The sequence below is a fragment of the Paraburkholderia largidicola genome (assembly GCF_013426895.1).
Taxonomy (GTDB): Bacteria; Pseudomonadota; Gammaproteobacteria; order Burkholderiales; family Burkholderiaceae; genus Paraburkholderia; species Paraburkholderia largidicola.
This window is the reverse complement of sequence record NZ_AP023174.1, coordinates 675,892-692,435: the sequence shown is the minus strand read 5'-3', so window position 1 is coordinate 692,435 and position 16,544 is coordinate 675,892. Positions and strand designations below refer to the sequence as shown.

At 64.7% G+C, this 16,544-nt stretch carries 15 protein-coding genes; 9 read left to right on the top strand and 6 right to left on the bottom strand.

Annotated elements, in window-relative coordinates:
• Positions 1–55: 55 nt before the first annotated feature.
• Complete coding sequence (locus PPGU16_RS03055) at positions 56–511, top strand: hypothetical protein (protein ID WP_180721654.1); 456 nt, start codon at positions 56–58, stop codon at positions 509–511.
• Positions 512–543: 32 nt separating this feature from the next.
• On the opposite strand, the gene PPGU16_RS03050 is transcribed toward PPGU16_RS03055, so the two are convergent.
• Positions 544–1,389: an aldo/keto reductase gene (locus PPGU16_RS03050; protein WP_180721653.1), complete on the bottom strand. Its 846-nt coding sequence runs from the start codon at positions 1,387–1,389 to the stop codon at positions 544–546.
• Between the two features lie 166 nt (positions 1,390–1,555).
• Between PPGU16_RS03050 and PPGU16_RS03045 the strand changes: the two genes are divergently transcribed.
• Positions 1,556–2,302, top strand: coding sequence for a GntR family transcriptional regulator (locus PPGU16_RS03045; protein ID WP_180721652.1), 747 nt, complete (start codon positions 1,556–1,558; stop codon positions 2,300–2,302).
• A 9-nt stretch (positions 2,303–2,311) separates the two neighbouring features.
• Here PPGU16_RS03045 and PPGU16_RS03040 read toward each other — a convergent pair whose 3' ends face one another.
• Positions 2,312–3,706, bottom strand: coding sequence for a CoA transferase (locus tag PPGU16_RS03040; RefSeq protein WP_180721651.1), 1,395 nt, complete (start codon positions 3,704–3,706; stop codon positions 2,312–2,314).
• A 118-nt stretch (positions 3,707–3,824) separates the two neighbouring features.
• Between PPGU16_RS03040 and PPGU16_RS03035 the strand changes: the two genes are divergently transcribed.
• Positions 3,825–5,078, top strand: a complete 1,254-nt coding sequence (locus PPGU16_RS03035) for a citrate synthase family protein (protein WP_434064409.1) — start codon at positions 3,825–3,827, stop codon at positions 5,076–5,078.
• 16 nt (positions 5,079–5,094) lie between these two features.
• On the opposite strand, the gene PPGU16_RS03030 is transcribed toward PPGU16_RS03035, so the two are convergent.
• Positions 5,095–5,406: a DUF2917 domain-containing protein gene (locus PPGU16_RS03030; protein ID WP_180721650.1), complete on the bottom strand. Its 312-nt coding sequence runs from the start codon at positions 5,404–5,406 to the stop codon at positions 5,095–5,097.
• Positions 5,407–5,601: 195 nt separating this feature from the next.
• Here PPGU16_RS03030 and PPGU16_RS03025 point away from each other — a divergent pair, with 195 nt between their 5' ends.
• The 3 genes from PPGU16_RS03025 (at position 5,602) to PPGU16_RS03015 (ending at position 10,161) form a co-directional block, all read left to right on the top strand.
• Complete coding sequence (locus tag PPGU16_RS03025; protein WP_180721649.1) at positions 5,602–7,014, top strand: aminotransferase-like domain-containing protein; 1,413 nt, start codon at positions 5,602–5,604, stop codon at positions 7,012–7,014.
• Between the two features lie 193 nt (positions 7,015–7,207).
• Entirely contained in the window at positions 7,208–8,593 is a 1,386-nt protein-coding gene (mdtD, locus tag PPGU16_RS03020; protein WP_238269178.1) for a multidrug transporter subunit MdtD, read from the top strand.
• Between the two features lie 293 nt (positions 8,594–8,886).
• Positions 8,887–10,161, top strand: coding sequence for an EAL domain-containing protein (locus PPGU16_RS03015; RefSeq protein ID WP_180721647.1), 1,275 nt, complete (start codon positions 8,887–8,889; stop codon positions 10,159–10,161).
• On the opposite strand, the gene PPGU16_RS03010 is transcribed toward PPGU16_RS03015, so the two are convergent.
• Positions 10,117–11,073: a sigma-70 family RNA polymerase sigma factor gene (locus tag PPGU16_RS03010; protein WP_180721646.1), complete on the bottom strand. Its 957-nt coding sequence runs from the start codon at positions 11,071–11,073 to the stop codon at positions 10,117–10,119. The genes PPGU16_RS03015 and PPGU16_RS03010 overlap by 45 nt on opposite strands.
• Positions 11,074–11,257: 184 nt before the next feature.
• On the opposite strand from PPGU16_RS03010, the gene clpP reads away from it, so the two are divergent.
• Positions 11,258–11,911, top strand: coding sequence for an ATP-dependent Clp endopeptidase proteolytic subunit ClpP (clpP, locus tag PPGU16_RS03005; protein ID WP_180721645.1), 654 nt, complete (start codon positions 11,258–11,260; stop codon positions 11,909–11,911).
• Positions 11,912–11,927: 16 nt separating this feature from the next.
• Here clpP and PPGU16_RS03000 read toward each other — a convergent pair whose 3' ends face one another.
• Positions 11,928–12,539 (bottom strand): TetR/AcrR family transcriptional regulator, encoded by a 612-nt coding sequence (locus PPGU16_RS03000; RefSeq protein WP_180721644.1) that lies wholly within the window; start codon positions 12,537–12,539, stop codon positions 11,928–11,930.
• 48 nt (positions 12,540–12,587) lie between these two features.
• Here PPGU16_RS03000 and PPGU16_RS02995 point away from each other — a divergent pair, with 48 nt between their 5' ends.
• The gene (locus PPGU16_RS02995; protein ID WP_180721643.1) at positions 12,588–13,187 is read left to right on the top strand and encodes an isochorismatase family protein; all 600 of its coding nucleotides are present in this window, start codon (positions 12,588–12,590) and stop codon (positions 13,185–13,187) included.
• 87 nt (positions 13,188–13,274) lie between these two features.
• Positions 13,275–14,591: an NYN domain-containing protein gene (locus tag PPGU16_RS02990; protein WP_180721642.1), complete on the top strand. Its 1,317-nt coding sequence runs from the start codon at positions 13,275–13,277 to the stop codon at positions 14,589–14,591.
• Between the two features lie 67 nt (positions 14,592–14,658).
• On the opposite strand, the gene PPGU16_RS02985 is transcribed toward PPGU16_RS02990, so the two are convergent.
• A complete protein-coding gene (locus tag PPGU16_RS02985) occupies positions 14,659–16,287 on the bottom strand; it encodes an electron transfer flavoprotein-ubiquinone oxidoreductase (protein WP_180722532.1) in 1,629 nt (542 codons plus the stop codon).
• Between the last annotated feature and the right edge of the window lie 257 nt (positions 16,288–16,544).

Below are 16,544 nucleotides of genomic sequence, written 5' to 3'. Positions count from 1 at the left end.
CAAACCGCCCTGCTCGCCTCATATCTATTCAACGTTTCGATATGAGGCCTTCTACATGCAACGACACTTCCCCCGCCCCGTTGCACGCATCGCTTCGGGCTTGCTGCTGGCCTCGCTGATGGGTGGCGCATCGCTGGCGTATGCGCAAAATGCAACCCAAACCGCAGCACAAACCCAAGCCTCGCCGCCCGTCGATCCGACCTTCTCTGCATGGTCGCTCGCGCAGTCCTGCCAGCAGAAGTCCGATAACGTCGCGCATGGCCAGTGTGTCGGCGCGATCCGCGGCATCATCCACGGTTACCAGTACGGCGTGCTGTTCCTCAGCCAGCGCACGTCGCTTGCGGCGAAGGAAACGCAGCGCGTGTCATTGTGTCTGCGCGATGTGCCCGTCTCGACGCTCGTCGACGAATTCGTGCAGGACGCGAGCCAGGTCAGCACGGATTCGCTCAAGCGCACACCCGCCGAAGTCGCCGTGCTCGGCTCCGTGCATATGCATCACGCGTGCGACTGATCCGCCGACACAGCAGCGACGGCGCCGCATGCTCATAGCATCTCGAGCGGCCGCTTGCTGCGGGGCGGACGAAAGTGCGCATCGATAGCGGCGAGATCGTCGGCGGATAGCTGCAGGTCGAGCGCGCGGTGGTTGTCGCGCACGTGCTCGATGCGCCCTGACTTCGGAATCGCGAACACATCCGGCTGCCGCAGCACCCACGCCAGCGCGATCTGAAACACCGACACGCCGTGCGGCGCGGCGATATCGTCGAGCGGCGAACGCTTCGGCAGGCGCGCATGATCGACGGGGCTGTACGCCATCGCGGGCATCTTGCGGCCCGCGAGCCACGGCAGCAGATCGAACTCCGGGCCGCGCCGCGCGACGTTGTAGAGAATCTGGTTCGTCGCGCATGCATCGCCATGCGGCACGCCGACGAGTTCTTCCATATCGTCGACATCGAAATTGCTCACGCCCCAGTGACGTATCTTGCCGTCGCGGCGCAGTGCCTCGAAGCCCGCAACGGTTTCTTCGAGCGGCACCGAGCCGCGCCAGTGCAACAGATACAGATCGATGCGATCGGTCTTCAGGCGCTTCAACGACTGGTCGCAGGCATGCTGCACGCCGCGCCTGCTCGCGTTGTGCGGATAGACCTTGCTGACCAGGAACACGTCGTCGCGCACGCCCTGCAACGCTTCGCCCAATAGCGATTCCGTCGCGCCTTCGCCGTACATTTCCGCGGTGTCGATCAGCGTCATGCCGAGTTCGATGCCGCCGCGCAGCGCCTCGATCTCGGCCTTGCGGCGCGACGGATGCTCGCCCATCTCCCACGTGCCCTGCCCGAGTTTCGGAATGCGCTCGCCGTCGGGCAGCGTCACGCTGGCGATGTCCTTCGTCATGATTGCGTCCTCGCAGATGATGTCGTGAAGAAGCGCCGCATCGCAGCGGCCAATGCGACGAGTGTAGCGCCTGATCGCGACGCGCATCGGCGTCCCGGCAAAACCCCGCTATAACGCAGGGCGCCGATGACATAGAATTGCCGCTTGCCCTACTTGCGTCCGTCACATGAACCCAGCCTCGGAAGACCGTTGGCGCGATCTGCGCCCGGACCCGGAAAACGATACGCCGCTGTATCTTCAGCTCGCCCGCAAGCTCGGCAGTGCGATCCACGAGAACCGCTGGAACGCAGGCGAAGCGCTGCCATCGGAGCGCGTGCTGTCGGATGCGCTCGGCGTGTCGCGCATCACGGCACGCAAAGCGATCGCGCTGCTCGTCGAACAGGGCTTGATTCGCCGCTCGCAGGGCGCGGGCAGTTTCATCACGCCGCGCTACGAAGATCCGCTGTCGCGTCTGTCGAGCTTCAGCGAAATGCTGCGCCGGCGCGGCTTTACGCCGAGTTCGCAATGGCTGTCGCGCGAGATCGTGCCCGCCAATCGCGATGAAGTGATCCAGCTCGGGCTCTCGCCCGCTGCGGCCGTCACGCGGTTGCGCCGCCTGCGTCTCGCGGACGGCATCGTGATGGCCGTCGAAAATTCGACGTTCCCCGCTTCCATCATTCCCGACCCGCAGGCTATCGGCGATTCGCTGTACACGTATCTCGAACAGCGAGGCCTGACGATCGTGCGCGCGTTGCAGCATTTCCGCGCCGTCAACGCGAGCGACGAGATCGCGCAGCAGATGAGCATCGCGCCGAACGAAGCATTGCTGCTGATCACGCGCGTCGGCTACACGGCCGACCAGCGCGCAATCGAACTGACCGACACTTACTGCCGCAACGACTACTACGACTTCGTCGCCGAACTGCGCAAGTAGGGGCGGCGTTCAGTCTTCCCAGCGCGGCGCATCGGAGCCGATGGGCACGGGCGGCCGCGCATAGAACGCGGGTGTTTCCGACATCCGTTCGGCAGGTGCCGCCGCCCGCACGCGGCCAAACGGCGAATCGACCTGGTGCAAACCGTCCTGCACTTCGTCGTACGTGACATCGGGCACACGCCAGCCCGCTTCGATCTGTCCCATCGATTGAAGCCAGCGGCCCGTCTGCGCCAGCGACAGCCGCACATGCCAGCTGCCGCCCTCCTGCGCGCGCCGCGCGAGCGCGACCATCGCACCGAACGCCGCGAGATAGCCCGTCGCGTGATCGAGCGCCTGACACGGCAGATGCTTCGGCCCGTCGACGCCCGCCGCACGGCTCTCCGTATGCGCGATGCCGCTTGCCGACTGCACGAGACTGTCGAAACCGCGCCGCGTCGCCCAGGGCCCCGCATGCCCATACGCCGAAATCGACACGCAGACGATGCCGGGCCGCAGCCGCGCCAGCGTTTCGGGATCGAAGCCGCGCGCGGCAAGCGAGCCGGGGCGATACGCCTGCATGAACACATCCGCTTGCGCGGCCAGCGCCTGCAATTGCTCGCGTGCCGCGGCCTCACGCAGATCCAGCGTCGTGGAGCGCTTGCCGCGCCCGTTGTCGACGACGAGCGGCGCGATGTTCGGCAGATTCGGGCCGTTGATCAGCATTACGTCGGCGCCATGCTGCGCGAGCGCGCGCCCTGCGACCGGACCCGCAATGATCCGCGACAGATCGAGCACGCGCGTGCCTGACAGCGGCCTCTGCGCATCGCCACGGCCCGGCGCTTCGGGCGGCGCCTCACCGATTCGCTCGATTTCGAACAGCGGCAGGTTCGCAATCGCCTTCGCCTGATCAAGGGCCGCCCATTCGCGCGGCGAGCGGGTCAGCGCCGCGCAGAGGCCGGCGTCGGCGAGTGTCTGATCGAGCGGCGCGCCGTCCCAGCCGCGAATCGCCTCGGCAACCGCACCGTGATCGCCGTCGCAACCGAGCACCTTCAACACGCCCTGCAGATGATGCGGAAAGTTCGTGTGCAACTGGATCCAGCGGCCGTCGCGCGTCGCGTAGAAGCCGGTGACGGGATGGCGCAGTTCCGGCGGCAAGCCATCGTTCACGCGCAGATAGCGCTCGCTGCGAAAGGCAATCAAGGCGCGTCGCACGCTCACGTCGACCTGCTGCATGCGGCCCGTGCGTAGCCTGAAGCAATTGGCGGCGGCGAGCGCCATCACCGCAATCGATGCGCTCGCGAGTGTCCCGACGCGGAACACGGAGGGCAACGCCGGGTCGTTGCCGTCGATCGACACATAGTCGAGCAAGGCCGGATCGCAACCGGCAACGGACCACAGATGATCGAGAGCGAGCTGGGGCGTCATGATGAGCGGGCCTCCTGAAGATTAAAGGCGTGACCCAGTCTAGTTTTCCGCCTCGCCATGATCAATCTTGATTCATATAATCAATATATATTCATTTCTTTGGCTTTCTCGCGCCGATATGTCCAATGCGATGTCCGCCCCACGCTATCTGTCCGCCGATGAAGCCGCCGCGATGCTCGGCATCAGCGTTACGACGCTCTATGCGTACGTCAGCCGCGGCATGCTGCGCTCCGCGCCGGACGCGAACAGCAAGCGCCGCCGCTACGACGCCGACGAAGTGCGCCGCCTCGCGCGCCGCAAGGAAGACGGCAAACGCGCGGGCAAGGTCGCGCAAAAGGTGCTGGATTGGGGCGTGCCCGTGCTCGAATCGTCGATTACGCTGATCGCGGACGGCAAGCTGCTGTACCGCGGCCGCGACGCGATGGAACTCGCGCGCACGGCGACATTGGAGGAAGTGGCGGCCCTGCTGTGGGAATGCAGCGCGCGGCGTATCGCCGATGCACCCGCTGCGCCGCTTGGCGCTGCGCAATGGTCGGCGTGGCTCAAGCTGTGGAGCGACAGTGCGCCGCTCGATCGCGCGCTCGTGCTGCTGCCTGCCGCCGCCGCGCAGATGCCGCGTGTCTGGGCGCTCGGCCGCGATGCGCAGCTCGATAATGCCTGCGCGCTGATCCGGCTGACGGCGGGTGCCATGGTTTCCGCGGCGCCGTCGAACGAACCGCTGCATAAACAACTCGCCAGCGCGTGGGGTGTGCGCAACCGCGCGCAGATCAATCTGCTGCGCGCGGCGCTCGTCGCATGTGCGGATCACGAGCTGAATGCGTCGACATTTACGGTGCGGTGTATCACGTCGACGGGGACGCATCTGTTCGGCGCCGTGGTGGGCGGCCTTGCCGCGTTGTCGGGACCGAGGCACGGCGGAGAAACGGCACGCATCGCCGCGTTGTTCGACGAAGCCGCGCGCGCTGCCGATCTCGACCGTTATCTGGCCACGCGGCTCGCGCAGCACGAGCAGCACGAGCAGAGCGCGCCGGGTCCCGTGATCTCCGGGTTCGGTCATCCGCTGTATCCGGACGGCGATCCGCGCGCGCGGCTGCTGCTGGCATGGCTCGATGAATGTGCGCCTGCCCGCTCGCCGTTCGCCGACGTGCAGCGGCTTGCGCGTGCCGTGCGGGACACGACAGGCGCCGAGCCGACGGTCGACTATGCCCTCGCAGCTATCGAACGGGTGCTCGGCCTGCCCGCCGGCGCGGCGTTCACGCTTTTCGCGGTAGGCCGCGTGACGGGCTGGATCGCCCACGCGATGGAACAGACCAGCGACGGGCGGCTGATCCGTCCGCGCGCCAGGTACATCGGCGCGTACGAAGTGGACTGAGTCAAAGAACCAGGCCTCAGGCCGTCAGCAGCCAGCGCGGCATCCATGTCCAGCGCGGCGCGCGCCGCCGCTCGACCCGCACGGTGTCGCTCGGGCCGCTCGCCACCGTCAGCGAGAGGCGCACGCCGTCCCGCCCCGCGCTCAGCCACGCAACAGCGCCGCGCTTGAGTTCGAAAGACTCGCCCGCTGCGAGCCAGTAATCCTCGGCGTCCCCTTCGACGGTCAGCCAGAGTTCGCCCGCCAGCACGTTCACGGCAAGCGGCTGCGCGACCCGCCAGGCGCTTGCCGGCTCGCCGTGCTCGAGTTCGAAAGTACGGATTTCACGCATCGCTATGCTCCTTGAAAGGCTTTTTCGCTTGCATCCATTATTGTCGTGCGATCATGACTGTCACATGCACAGTGCTGAACAGTTTCAAAAGAACTGTACAGCCAGAAAACCTGACAGTTGCAGGCGCTTTGGCCATGACAGACCGCGACGGGCGGCTGGCGGAGCGCCCGAAAGAAGCGCGAAGGAACGCAAGCCATGAAGCTCGACATTGAACTGAACCGCGAAAGCGGCGTACCGCTCACCGAGCAGATCGTCAGCGGCGTACAGGACTGGATACGCTCGCGCACCGCGCATCCCGGCGCGAAGCTGCCGTCGATCCGCCAGTTCGCCACCGACAACGAAATCAGCCGTTTCCCCGTAATCGAGGCCTACGACCGGCTCGTGTCGCTCGGTTATCTGGATTCGCGGCCAGGGTCCGGCTTCTACGTCGCCGAACGGCATCGCGCCGCGATGAGTTGCCAGGGCGCGTCCGACCCGCGCCGCGCCGAAGATGAATCGACGCATATCCTGCAGCAGTTCAATCATCCCGGCGAATCGCTGAAGCTCGGCAGCGGCTTCATTCCCGAGGCATGGCGCGACATGGACAGCCTCGCGCAGGCGATCCGCCACGTGTCGCGCACCGACGGCGCGAGCATGATCGATTACGCCACGCCGCTCGGCAACGCGACGCTACGCGAGCTTCTGCAAGGGCGCATCGCGCAGCTCGGCATCGAAGCGGAGGCCTCGCAGATCCTGATCACGTTCGGCGCGAGCCAGGCGATGGACCTGCTGATGCGCTACATGCTCAAGCCTGGCGACACGATCTTCGTCGAAGACCCGGGCTACTACAACTTCAACGGCCTGCTGAAGCTGCATGGCGTGAACCTTGTCGGCATTCCCCGCACGCGCACGGGCCCCGACCTCGACGCGATGCAAACGCAATTGCAGCAGCATCGGCCGAAGCTGTTCTTCATCAATTCGGTGTTTCACAACCCGACGGGCACGACGATCGCGCCGCCCATCGCGTTCCGCCTGCTGCAACTCGCGCGCGAGCACAACTTCAAGATCATCGAAGACGATATCTACGCCGACTTCCAGACCGAACCCACCGATCGCCTCGCCACGCTCGATCAGCTCGAACATGTGATCTACATCGGCGGGCTGTCGAAGACCTTGTCGTCGTCGCTGCGGATCGGCTATGTGATCGCGGATCACGCAACCATCAAGGATCTCGCCGACATCAAGATGCTGACGAGCATCGGCGGCTCGCGCTTTGCGGAAGCCGTGACCGTCGCGCTGCTCGAACGCGGCATGTATCGCAAGCATCTCGAAAGATTGCGCCGGCGCATGCGGGATGCGCTCGGCGCCACCGTGCAAACGCTCGAAATGAGCGGCTGGCAGGTATTCGAAAATCCGCTGGGCGGCAAGTTCGTGTGGGCGCGCGTGCCGCACATCGAGAACGCGGAGCGGCTCGTCGAGTGTGGCGCGCCGCTCGGCGTGACGGTGGCGCCCGGCAGCTACTTCCGGCCCAACGCGGAGCCGAGCCCGTGGATACGCGTCAACGCCGCGTTTGCCAACGATCCGCGCGCGCGCGCGTTCTTCGAGGCAGCGGTGCAGTTGAAGCCGTAGCAAAGACGTCGGGCGCAAGGATTAGCGCCCTTGTCAGCAGCAGACCGGCGCCACGCCGCCCACGCTTTTTCCTTAGAATGTGGGCTCCCCGCCCAGCCGCCCTTCCTTCATGTCCGAATCGACCGAATCCGCATCACGCGCCCCCAGCGACCGCACCGCGAACACCACGCCGACTGCCCGCTCGCTGACAGTGATGCTGTGGATCGTCGCGACGGGCTTCTTCATGCAGACGCTCGATTCGACGATCGTCAACACCGCGCTCCCCGCGATGGCGAAAAGCCTCGGCGAATTGCCGTTGCGCATGCAATCAGTCGTGATCGCGTACTCGCTGACGATGGCCGTGATGATCCCCGTGTCCGGCTGGCTCGCGGACAAGCTCGGCACGCGGCGCGTGTTCATGAGCGCGATCCTGGTCTTCACGGTCGGGTCGCTGCTGTGCGCGAATGCTCAGACGCTCACGCAACTGGTGCTCTACCGCGTGCTGCAAGGCGTGGGCGGCGCGATGCTGCTGCCCGTCGGCCGCCTCGCCGTGCTGCGCGTATTTCCCGCCGAACGCTATCTGCCCGCGCTGTCGTTCGTTGCGATTCCGGGGCTGATCGGTCCGCTGATCGGCCCGACGCTCGGCGGCTGGCTCGTCAAGATCGCGTCGTGGCACTGGATCTTTCTGATCAACGTGCCCGTCGGCATCGCCGGCGTGATCGCGACGTTCATCTTCATGCCCGACAGCCGCAACCCGGATACCGCGAAGTTCGACATCAAAGGCTATGTGCTGCTGATCATCGGCATGGTGTCGATCTCGATGGCGCTCGACGGACAAACCGAATTCTCGATCCAGCACGCGACCATGCTGATGTTGCTGATCCTTTCGCTAGGCTGTTTCGTTGCCTACGGATTGCATGCGACGCGCGCCGCCAACCCGATCTTTTCGCTCGATCTGTTCAAGATCCACACGTTCAGCGTCGGCCTGCTCGGCAACCTGTTCGCGCGGATCGGAAGCGGCGCGATGCCGTATCTGATTCCGCTGCTGTTGCAGGTGAGCCTCGGCTACAGCGCATTCGAAGCCGGCCTGATGATGCTGCCCGTCGCCGCGGCCGGCATGTCGTCGAAGCGCCTCGTCACGCGGCTCATCATGAAGCACGGCTACCGGCGCGTGCTCGTGTCGAACACCGTGCTCGTCGGCCTCGCGATGGCGAGCTTCTCGCTGACGAGCGAGCATCAGCCGCTGTGGCTGCGCCTCGTGCAGCTTGCGTTCTTCGGCGGCGTCAACTCGATGCAGTTCACGGCGATGAACACGCTGACGCTCAAGGACCTCGGCACGGGCGGCGCGAGCAGTGGCAACAGCCTGTTCTCGCTCGTGCAGATGCTGGCGATGAGCCTTGGCGTCACCGTCGCGGGCGCGTTGCTGACCACATTCACCGGCCTCATGCCGCGCGTCACCGCGGCCAATTCGCTGCCCGCCTTTCACGCCACCTTCCTGTGTGTCGGCCTGATCACGGCGGCGACGTCGTGGATCTTTGCTCAGCTGTCGGCCGATATCCGGCAGCCCGCGAGGCGCGCCGATCCGCAGGAACGCACGTGATGCACGCGACATTCAGCGCTCGCCGTGCAGCATGGACGGAACCTTAACGGGGCGCGCGCCGCACCATCGATGTGCGCTTCGCTCACGGCGAGCATGACAGCATCGGCTGTCCCGGCGCAAAATTGCTGCAACAGCGGAGGGAACGGCGCAAAACACAGCGCAATCCGCGCGACACGGCGCCAAAGCCGTAGTGGCTCGTCATGCGCATGTTTCTTGCTGCCCTATCCTGTAAACTTGACTCTTTCGCGCGTTCTCGCGCGGCCCGCCTCGCTTCTCAACCGATGACCGACACGATGAGCATGATCGAACTCGATCCTCCCGGCTTCCAGCCTCCGCGCCCCGTAGCGGGCGACGAAGGCTCCCGCCGCACCGTCCGGTATGGCGGCTACACGGTTTTCAGCGTATTTCAGCCGGTTTTCTCGGTGTCGCACCGTCGCGCGATCGGCTATCACGCGTCGCTGCGCGCACACGACGAAAACGAAAAGCAGGTGCCGTCCGCCGAAGTCTTCACCCAGGCCGCGCGGCGCGGCGACCTGCTGGAACTCGGGCGGCTCGCCGAATCGCTGCATCTGGGCAACTTCAACGCGTTCGACAGTCACGACGAATGGCTTTTCCTGAGCCTGCATCCCGCCGCGCTGATGGACACGAGCTATGGCGACGCGCTGCTCGCGGGCCTCAAGGCGCTCGGCCTGCCGCCGCAGCGCGTGGTGCTCGAAGTGTCCGAGCAGGCAGGCGGCGAAACGACGCGCTTCGCAGAGATCATCGACGCGCTGCGCAAGTCCGGCTTCCTGATCGCGCTCGACGGCTTCGGCGCGAAGCATTCGAACATCGACCGTGTGTGGAACCTGCGGCCCGACATCGTCACGCTCGACCGCTGCATCCTCGCGCAGGCCAGCGAGCATTCGCATATCGAGCGCGTGCTGCCCGGCATCGTGTCGATGCTGCATGAATCGGGGCAACTGGTGCTGATGGGCGGCCTCACGACCGAACGCGACGCGCTGATCGCGCTCGAATGCAATGTGGATTTCGTGCAGGGCACGTTCTTCGCCGCCCCGAGCGTCGAGCCTGTCGCGCGTCAGGCGACTGTGAGCCTGATGGACAAGCTGTCGGCAGCGCTGCGCGAGCGTGTGGCCGCGCGCGAGCGCGCGCAGTCCGAGCGGCTCGCGCCGTTCGTGACGGCACTCGAAGCCGCGAGCACGCATCTTGTAGAAGGCAAGCCGATGGCCGAGGCGACCGCGCCGCTGCTCGAACTGCGCGAAACGGCGCGCTGTTTCCTGCTCGACGGATCGGGGCGCCAGATCGGCGACAACGTGCTGCCGCAAGGCCGCGCGTCGCAACGCGCGAAACGCTTCCGACCGCTGTTGCATTCGGAAGGCGCAAGCTGGGAACGTCGTCCGTATTTCATCCAGGCCGTGCGCGCGCCCGGTCAGGTGCATCTGACGCCGCCCTATCTGTCGATCAACGAGGCGCACCTGTGCGTGACGGCGTCGATCGCGGCGGAAACCGCGCGCGGCATGCAGGTGTTATGCGTCGATATCAACTGGGAAGTGGCCGCGCATCGTAATTGACGCGGCCTGCCTGCTGACGGGCCGCAGCAGTTGCAGAATGGCCGCGCGCCCGAACACGCGGGTCGCGCTCGCCAGACGCAGCGCGCCCGTCACGATCCGCAACGCGACGATCCGCTCGTCTTCGTCGATCGAAATATCGAACAGCGCGTCGATCTCTCCATCGCGCATCAATGCCACGGCGTTCATGCCGTTCATCGTCACCGTCTCGATCTGGTCGCCACGGCCGCGCATCGACAGCGTGGTCGCCGCCTGCTCGGCCGTCGCGACGGCATCGGCCGTGTCGGGCGCGTCGCTCATCACGCTCGGCACCTCGCAGAAGAGCCGCACGAGCCCCGCGCGATCCTGCGCTTCCAGCGCCGCCCGCAGACGCTCGACGATGCGTGCGTGCGCGGCGGGATCCGCGCGCTTCGCCGGCACGCCTTCGCGCTGCAAACGCTCCCGCGCGCGATGCACCATCTGCCGGCAATTTGCGGGCGTTTTCGCGAGGATTTTCGCGATCTCCGCGTAGTCGCAATCGAATGCCTCATGCAGCACGAATGCCGCGCGCTCCTCGGGCTTCAGCCGTTCGAGCAGCAGCATCACGCCATATGACATCTGCACCGCCTGCAACGCCAGGTCTTCCGCCGACGGCGCCAGACTCTCGATCCACGGTTCCGGCATCCAGCCGCCCGAACGCGTCGCCCGCTCGATCTGCAGATGGCGAAGCCGGTCGATCGCGAGGTGTGTCGTAATCGTCGTGAGCCATGCGGCCGACGAACGCAGCGCGCTCGCGTCGGCCGCATGCCATTTGAGCCACGCGTCCTGCACGATGTCTTCCGCTTCCGCGCGGCTGCCGAGCATCCGGTACGCGAGCGCGAAGAGCCTCGCGCGCACCGCCTCGAAATCCACCGACTTGTCTCTGTTCATTTCCATGCGAGCCGCTCCTGTGGCGTTGTCTCCGGGTTGACGCGTCAGCCGCCCGGAATGTGACAGGGCCACGCAAAAATTCTTCTGTCACGCCGCGCCGCGCGTCCGCGTCATGCGACTGAAACCCGCCTCGTGCGGGCCTTTTCACGGGTCTTTTCACGGGTCTTTTCAGTCAATCAGCGAGGAACGCATGCACCGACACTTCACTTCACCCGCCGCGTCCGGCTTCAACTTCGTGCCGACCGTCATCGAGCAATCGGGACGCGGCGAACGCGCCTACGACATCTATTCGCGCCTGCTGCGCGAGCGGATCGTGTTTCTGGTCGGCCCGGTCAACGACCAGTCGGCAAGCCTGATCGTCGCGCAGTTGCTGTTTCTCGAATCGGAGAACCCTGACAAGGATATTTCTTTTTACATCAACTCGCCGGGCGGCTCGGTCTACGACGGCCTCGCGATCTTCGACACGATGCAGTTCATCAAGCCCGACGTATCGACGCTCTGCACGGGCTTCGCGGCCAGCATGGGCACGTTTCTGCTCGCGGCGGGCGCGCCCGGCAAGCGCTTTGCGTTGCCGAACGCGCGCATCATGATCCATCAGCCCTCGGGCGGCGGCCAGGGCACGGCGTCGGACGTGGAGATCCAGGCGAAGGAAGTGCTGTATCTGCGCGAGCGCCTGAACAGCGTGCTCGCGGAAAGAACGGGCCGGAGCATCGCGCAGATCGAGAAGGACACGGATCGTGACAACTTCATGTCAGCGGATGCGGCGAGAGCCTATGGCCTCGTCGACGACGTGCTGACGACACGCGTGCCTGCTGTAACCGAAGCGGCACACAGCGCGATGTAGCGTTTTCTTCTCGCGCTTAGCGCAGGCGCGCGGCGAGATACGACGAAACGACCAGCCTGTACTCGTCGACCAGCGCCTTGCGATCTTTCGGCTTCGCGGCTGCGTAAAGCGGATTCAGGCTTTTCACGACCTGCAGCGTGACCTCGGCGACGCGGAACGCGTCGTCGTCCGATAACGCCGGACTGTAGCGCTGAAACAGTTCGGCGAAGCGGCCGCGCAAGCGGTTGCGCGCGGCCGCATCGCGCCTGAAATTCAGCGTCACCGACAATAGCGGCAAATACGCGGGCCGCGCCGCGATGAAATCGATCATCAGCGCGAAGAGGCGCTCGACCAGTTCGTCGACGCTCCATTCGTGCGCCGCTTCACCCAGCGCGCGCCATTGCGCGTCCATTTCATCGCCATAGCGCGTGCGCAGCGCGAAAACGAGCGCATCCTTGTTCGGAAAGTATTGATAGACGGCACCAATCGACGCGCCCGCGCGCTCCGCGATCGCCGTCATCGTCGCGGCGTCGAAACCGCGCTCCGCGATCACGTCGCCGGCGGCGTCGAGCAGCGCATCGACGCGCCTTGCCGCGCGCTCCTGCTGGGGAATGCGCCGCACTTTTGGATGATCTGAGGACAGACTCATGTTTACCGCCTATCATGACATGAGGGCATCCTCACATATAGGTGACATATGGCGCAAGCGCTTTCCATCGATCCGCGCAGCACCGCTATCGTGCTGATCGATCTGCAGCACAGCAATGTCGGCCGGCAACTGGCGCCGCATTCCGCTGCCGATGTCGTCGCGCGTTCCGTGCGCGCCGCCGATGCACTGCGCGCAGCGGGCGGCACGGTCGTGTTCGTGCGCGTCGATGTCGCACAATTGCTGTCGTTGCCCGCCGATGCGCCACTGCGTCCGCGCGATGCGCCCGCTCCGCCGCCGCAGGCATCGGACCTCGTGCCCGAGTGCAATGTGCAGGCCGGCGATCTCGTCGTGACGAAGCGCCAGTTCGGCGCGTTCTACGGCACCGATCTGGAACAGCAATTGCGACGCCGTCATATCCGCACCATCGCGCTGACGGGCATTGCGACGAACTTCGGGGTCGAGTCGACAGCGCGCGCGGCCTTCGACCAGGGCTACGAACTGATCTTCCTCGAAGACGCAATGTCGGGCCTGTCGGGCGACACGCATGCTTTTCCCATCGAACATATCTTCCCGCGCATGGGCTTCGTGCGTTCGACAGAGGAATTCATCAGCGCCGCTGCCGAAACAGGGACGTTCGGCGGCGCCTGAGTGCATTGCAGGCCGATCGTCGTGCAAAACCTCGATCAGCACCGCGTTGTGTGAGACGATCGAGCCTGCACTTCATTGGAGAAGCATATGGCGTCATCCCAGGATACCGTCAGCATGGCGCTGTTCTGTGATTTCGAAAACGTCGCGCTCGGCGTACGCGACGCGAAATACGAAAAATTCGACATCAAGCTGGTCCTCGAGCGGTTGCTGTTGAAAGGCAGCATCGTCGTGAAGAAGGCGTACTGCGACTGGGACCGCTACAAGGGCTTCAAGGCCGCAATGCACGAAGCGAACTTCGAGCTGATCGAAATTCCGCACGTGCGGCAGTCGGGCAAGAATTCCGCGGACATTCGCCTCGTCGTCGATGCACTCGACCTCTGCTATACGAAGTCGCACGTCAATACGTTTGTCATCATCAGCGGCGATTCGGATTTTTCGCCGCTCGTGTCGAAGCTGCGCGAAAACGCGAAGCAGGTGATCGGCGTGGGCGTACAGCGCTCGACGTCGGATCTGCTGACGGCCAATTGCGACGAATTCATCTTCTATGACGACCTCGTGCGCGAGAGCCAGCGCGCCGCCGCGAAGCGCGACAGCGCCAAGGCCGCGCAGCAGGCGGCCCAACAGGCGACGAAACGCGCATCCGAGGGCGAGAAGCGCAAGGAAGACCTGGAAACGCGCAAGACCAAAGCGGTCGAACTCGCCGTGCAGACCTTCGATGCGCTCGCGTCGGAGCGCGGCGATAGCGGCAAGATCTGGGCATCGGTGCTGAAGAACGCGATCAAGCGCCGCAAGCCCGATTTCAACGAGACGTACTACGGTTTCCGTGCTTTCGGCAATCTGCTCGAAGAAGCGCAGTCGCGCGGGCTGCTCGAAGTGGGCCGCGATGAGAAGTCGGGCACGTTCGTGTATCGCAGCGCGTCGTCCGGTGTCGCTGCGACGGCCGACGTCGTGACCGCTCGCGAGTCAGGTGACGAATGGGCGGCCATGCCCGCTGCCGCCGAGATCGTCGGTCTGGAGGAAGCGACTGTCACGGCTTCCGTCGAAGAGGATGTGCCCGCCGAGCAGCCGTTCGAGGATGCGCCGCAAGCCGTATCGACCGGTCACGCGGACGCCGGCAAGAGCGACACGCGCCGCAAGGGACGCGGCACGCGCAAGCCTGCTGCGAAGCGAGCGAAGAAGAAAACGGAACGCGGGGAAGCAACCGAAGGCGAAGCGGATTCGTCGCTGGCTGCGGATACGCAGCATGTCCCGGAACAGGTCGCGGTACCCGAGGCTCACGCGCCTGCGCCCGAAGCGGAACATCCCGCGACGGAAGCGCCCGCTGCGAAGAAGAAGCCCTCGCGCAAATCCACGGCGCGCAGCCGCCGTCCTCGCAAGACCGAGTCGGCCAATGACGCGGAGTGAGTGACGCTGTATGTGAAAACGCCGCTCGTTCGAGCGGCGTTTTGCTTTGCTGACCACGCAGCGTGCGTCACATGTTCGGATAGTTCGGACCGCCGCCGCCTTCGGGCGTCACCCACACGATGTTCTGTGTCGGGTCCTTGATATCGCAGGTCTTGCAGTGGACGCAGTTCTGCGCATTGATCTGCAAACGGTCTTCGTCTTCTTCGGTTTTGACGAACTCGTAGACACCCGCCGGGCAGAAACGCGCTTCCGGACCGGCGTAGGTTTGCAGATTCAGGGTGATGGGAATGCTCGCGTCCTTGAGCGTCAGGTGTGCAGGCTGATTCTCTTCGTGATTCGTGTTCGAGATGAACACCGACGAGAGACGGTCGAACGTCAGCTTGCCATCCGGCTTCGGATACTCGATCGGCGTGCACTGCGATGCCGGTTTGAGCATCTCGTGATCCCAGTGCTGGTGATGCAGCGTCCACGGCACATTGCCGCCCAGCAGCTTCTGTTCGATGCCGACCATCAGCGTGCCGAGATACAGGCCCTTGCTCATCCACTGCTTGAAGTTGCGCGCTTTATGCAACTCCGTGTGCATCCATGATGCTCTGAACGATTCGGGATATGCGGTCAGTTCGTCGTTATGGCGGCCTGCCTGCACGGCCTCGAATGCGGCATCGGCGGCGAGCATGCCTGTCTTGATTGCCGCGTGCGAGCCCTTGATCCGCGACGCGTTCAGGAAGCCTGCGTCGTCGCCAACGAGTGCGCCGCCCGGGAAAGCGAGCTTCGGCAGCGACAGCAGGCCGCCTGCCGTAATCGCGCGCGCGCCGTACGACACGCGCTTGCCGCCTTCGAGGAACTTGCGGATCTCAGGGTGCGTCTTGTAGCGCTGGAATTCCTCGAACGGCGACAGATACGGATTCGAATAGCCCAGGCCGACGACAAAGCCCACCATCACCTGGTTATTGTCGATGTGATAGAGGAACGAGCCGCCGTAAGTCTGCGTATCGAGCGGCCAGCCGGCCGTGTGGATCACGAGGCCGGGCTTGTGCTTCGCCGGATCGATTTCCCACAGTTCCTTGATGCCGATGCCATACACCTGCGGATCGGCGCCGTCGCGCAGCTTGAACTTGTCCGACAGTTGGCGGCCGAGATGCCCGCGCGCGCCTTCGCAGAACAGCGTGTACTTCGCGTGCAGTTCCATGCCGAGCTGGAAGTTCTCGGTCGGCTCGCCGTCCTTGCCGATGCCCAGATTGCCCGTCGCAACGCCCTTGACCGAGCCATCTTCGTTGTACAGCACTTCAGCGGCAGCAAAACCCGGAAAAATCTCGACGCCCAGCGCTTCAGCTTGTTGCCCGAGCCAGCGCGTGACGTTCGCGAGACTGATCACGTAGTTGCCGTGATTCTTGAAGTTGTCCGGCAGCGCCCAGTTCGGCACCGATTTCGCGCCCGTTTCGGAGAGAAACAAAAAGCGGTCTTCCGTCACTTCGACGTTCAAAGGCGCGCCCTTATCCTTCCAGTCGGGGATCAGCTCACAAAGCGCACGCGGGTCCATCACCGCGCCCGACAGAATATGCGCGCCGATCTCCGAGCCTTTTTCGAGCACACAAACGCCAATCTCGACGCCTTTCTCCACGGCACGCTGCTTGAGTCTGATCGCAGCAGCTAGACCCGCCGGGCCTCCGCCGACGATCACCACGTCATATTCCATCGACTCGCGCGGACCCGCGAGTGCTGCACACAGAAGAGTCTCGTTCGACACTGCGTCGCGTCTCCATATCTATCGCTGTTACCGGATGAGTGGACGATAAGGACGCCTCCCCCGCCAAACACCACCCCGCTCGGGTGGACGCCGCACGCGCCTCCCTCTGCATCAGCCAGCCCCCGAAAGCCCGCCATCACAGCGATTCGCCTCCCACCTGATTCGGGTGGTGCCGCCCGAACGACGGCCGCCGTACTGTGGCCGTC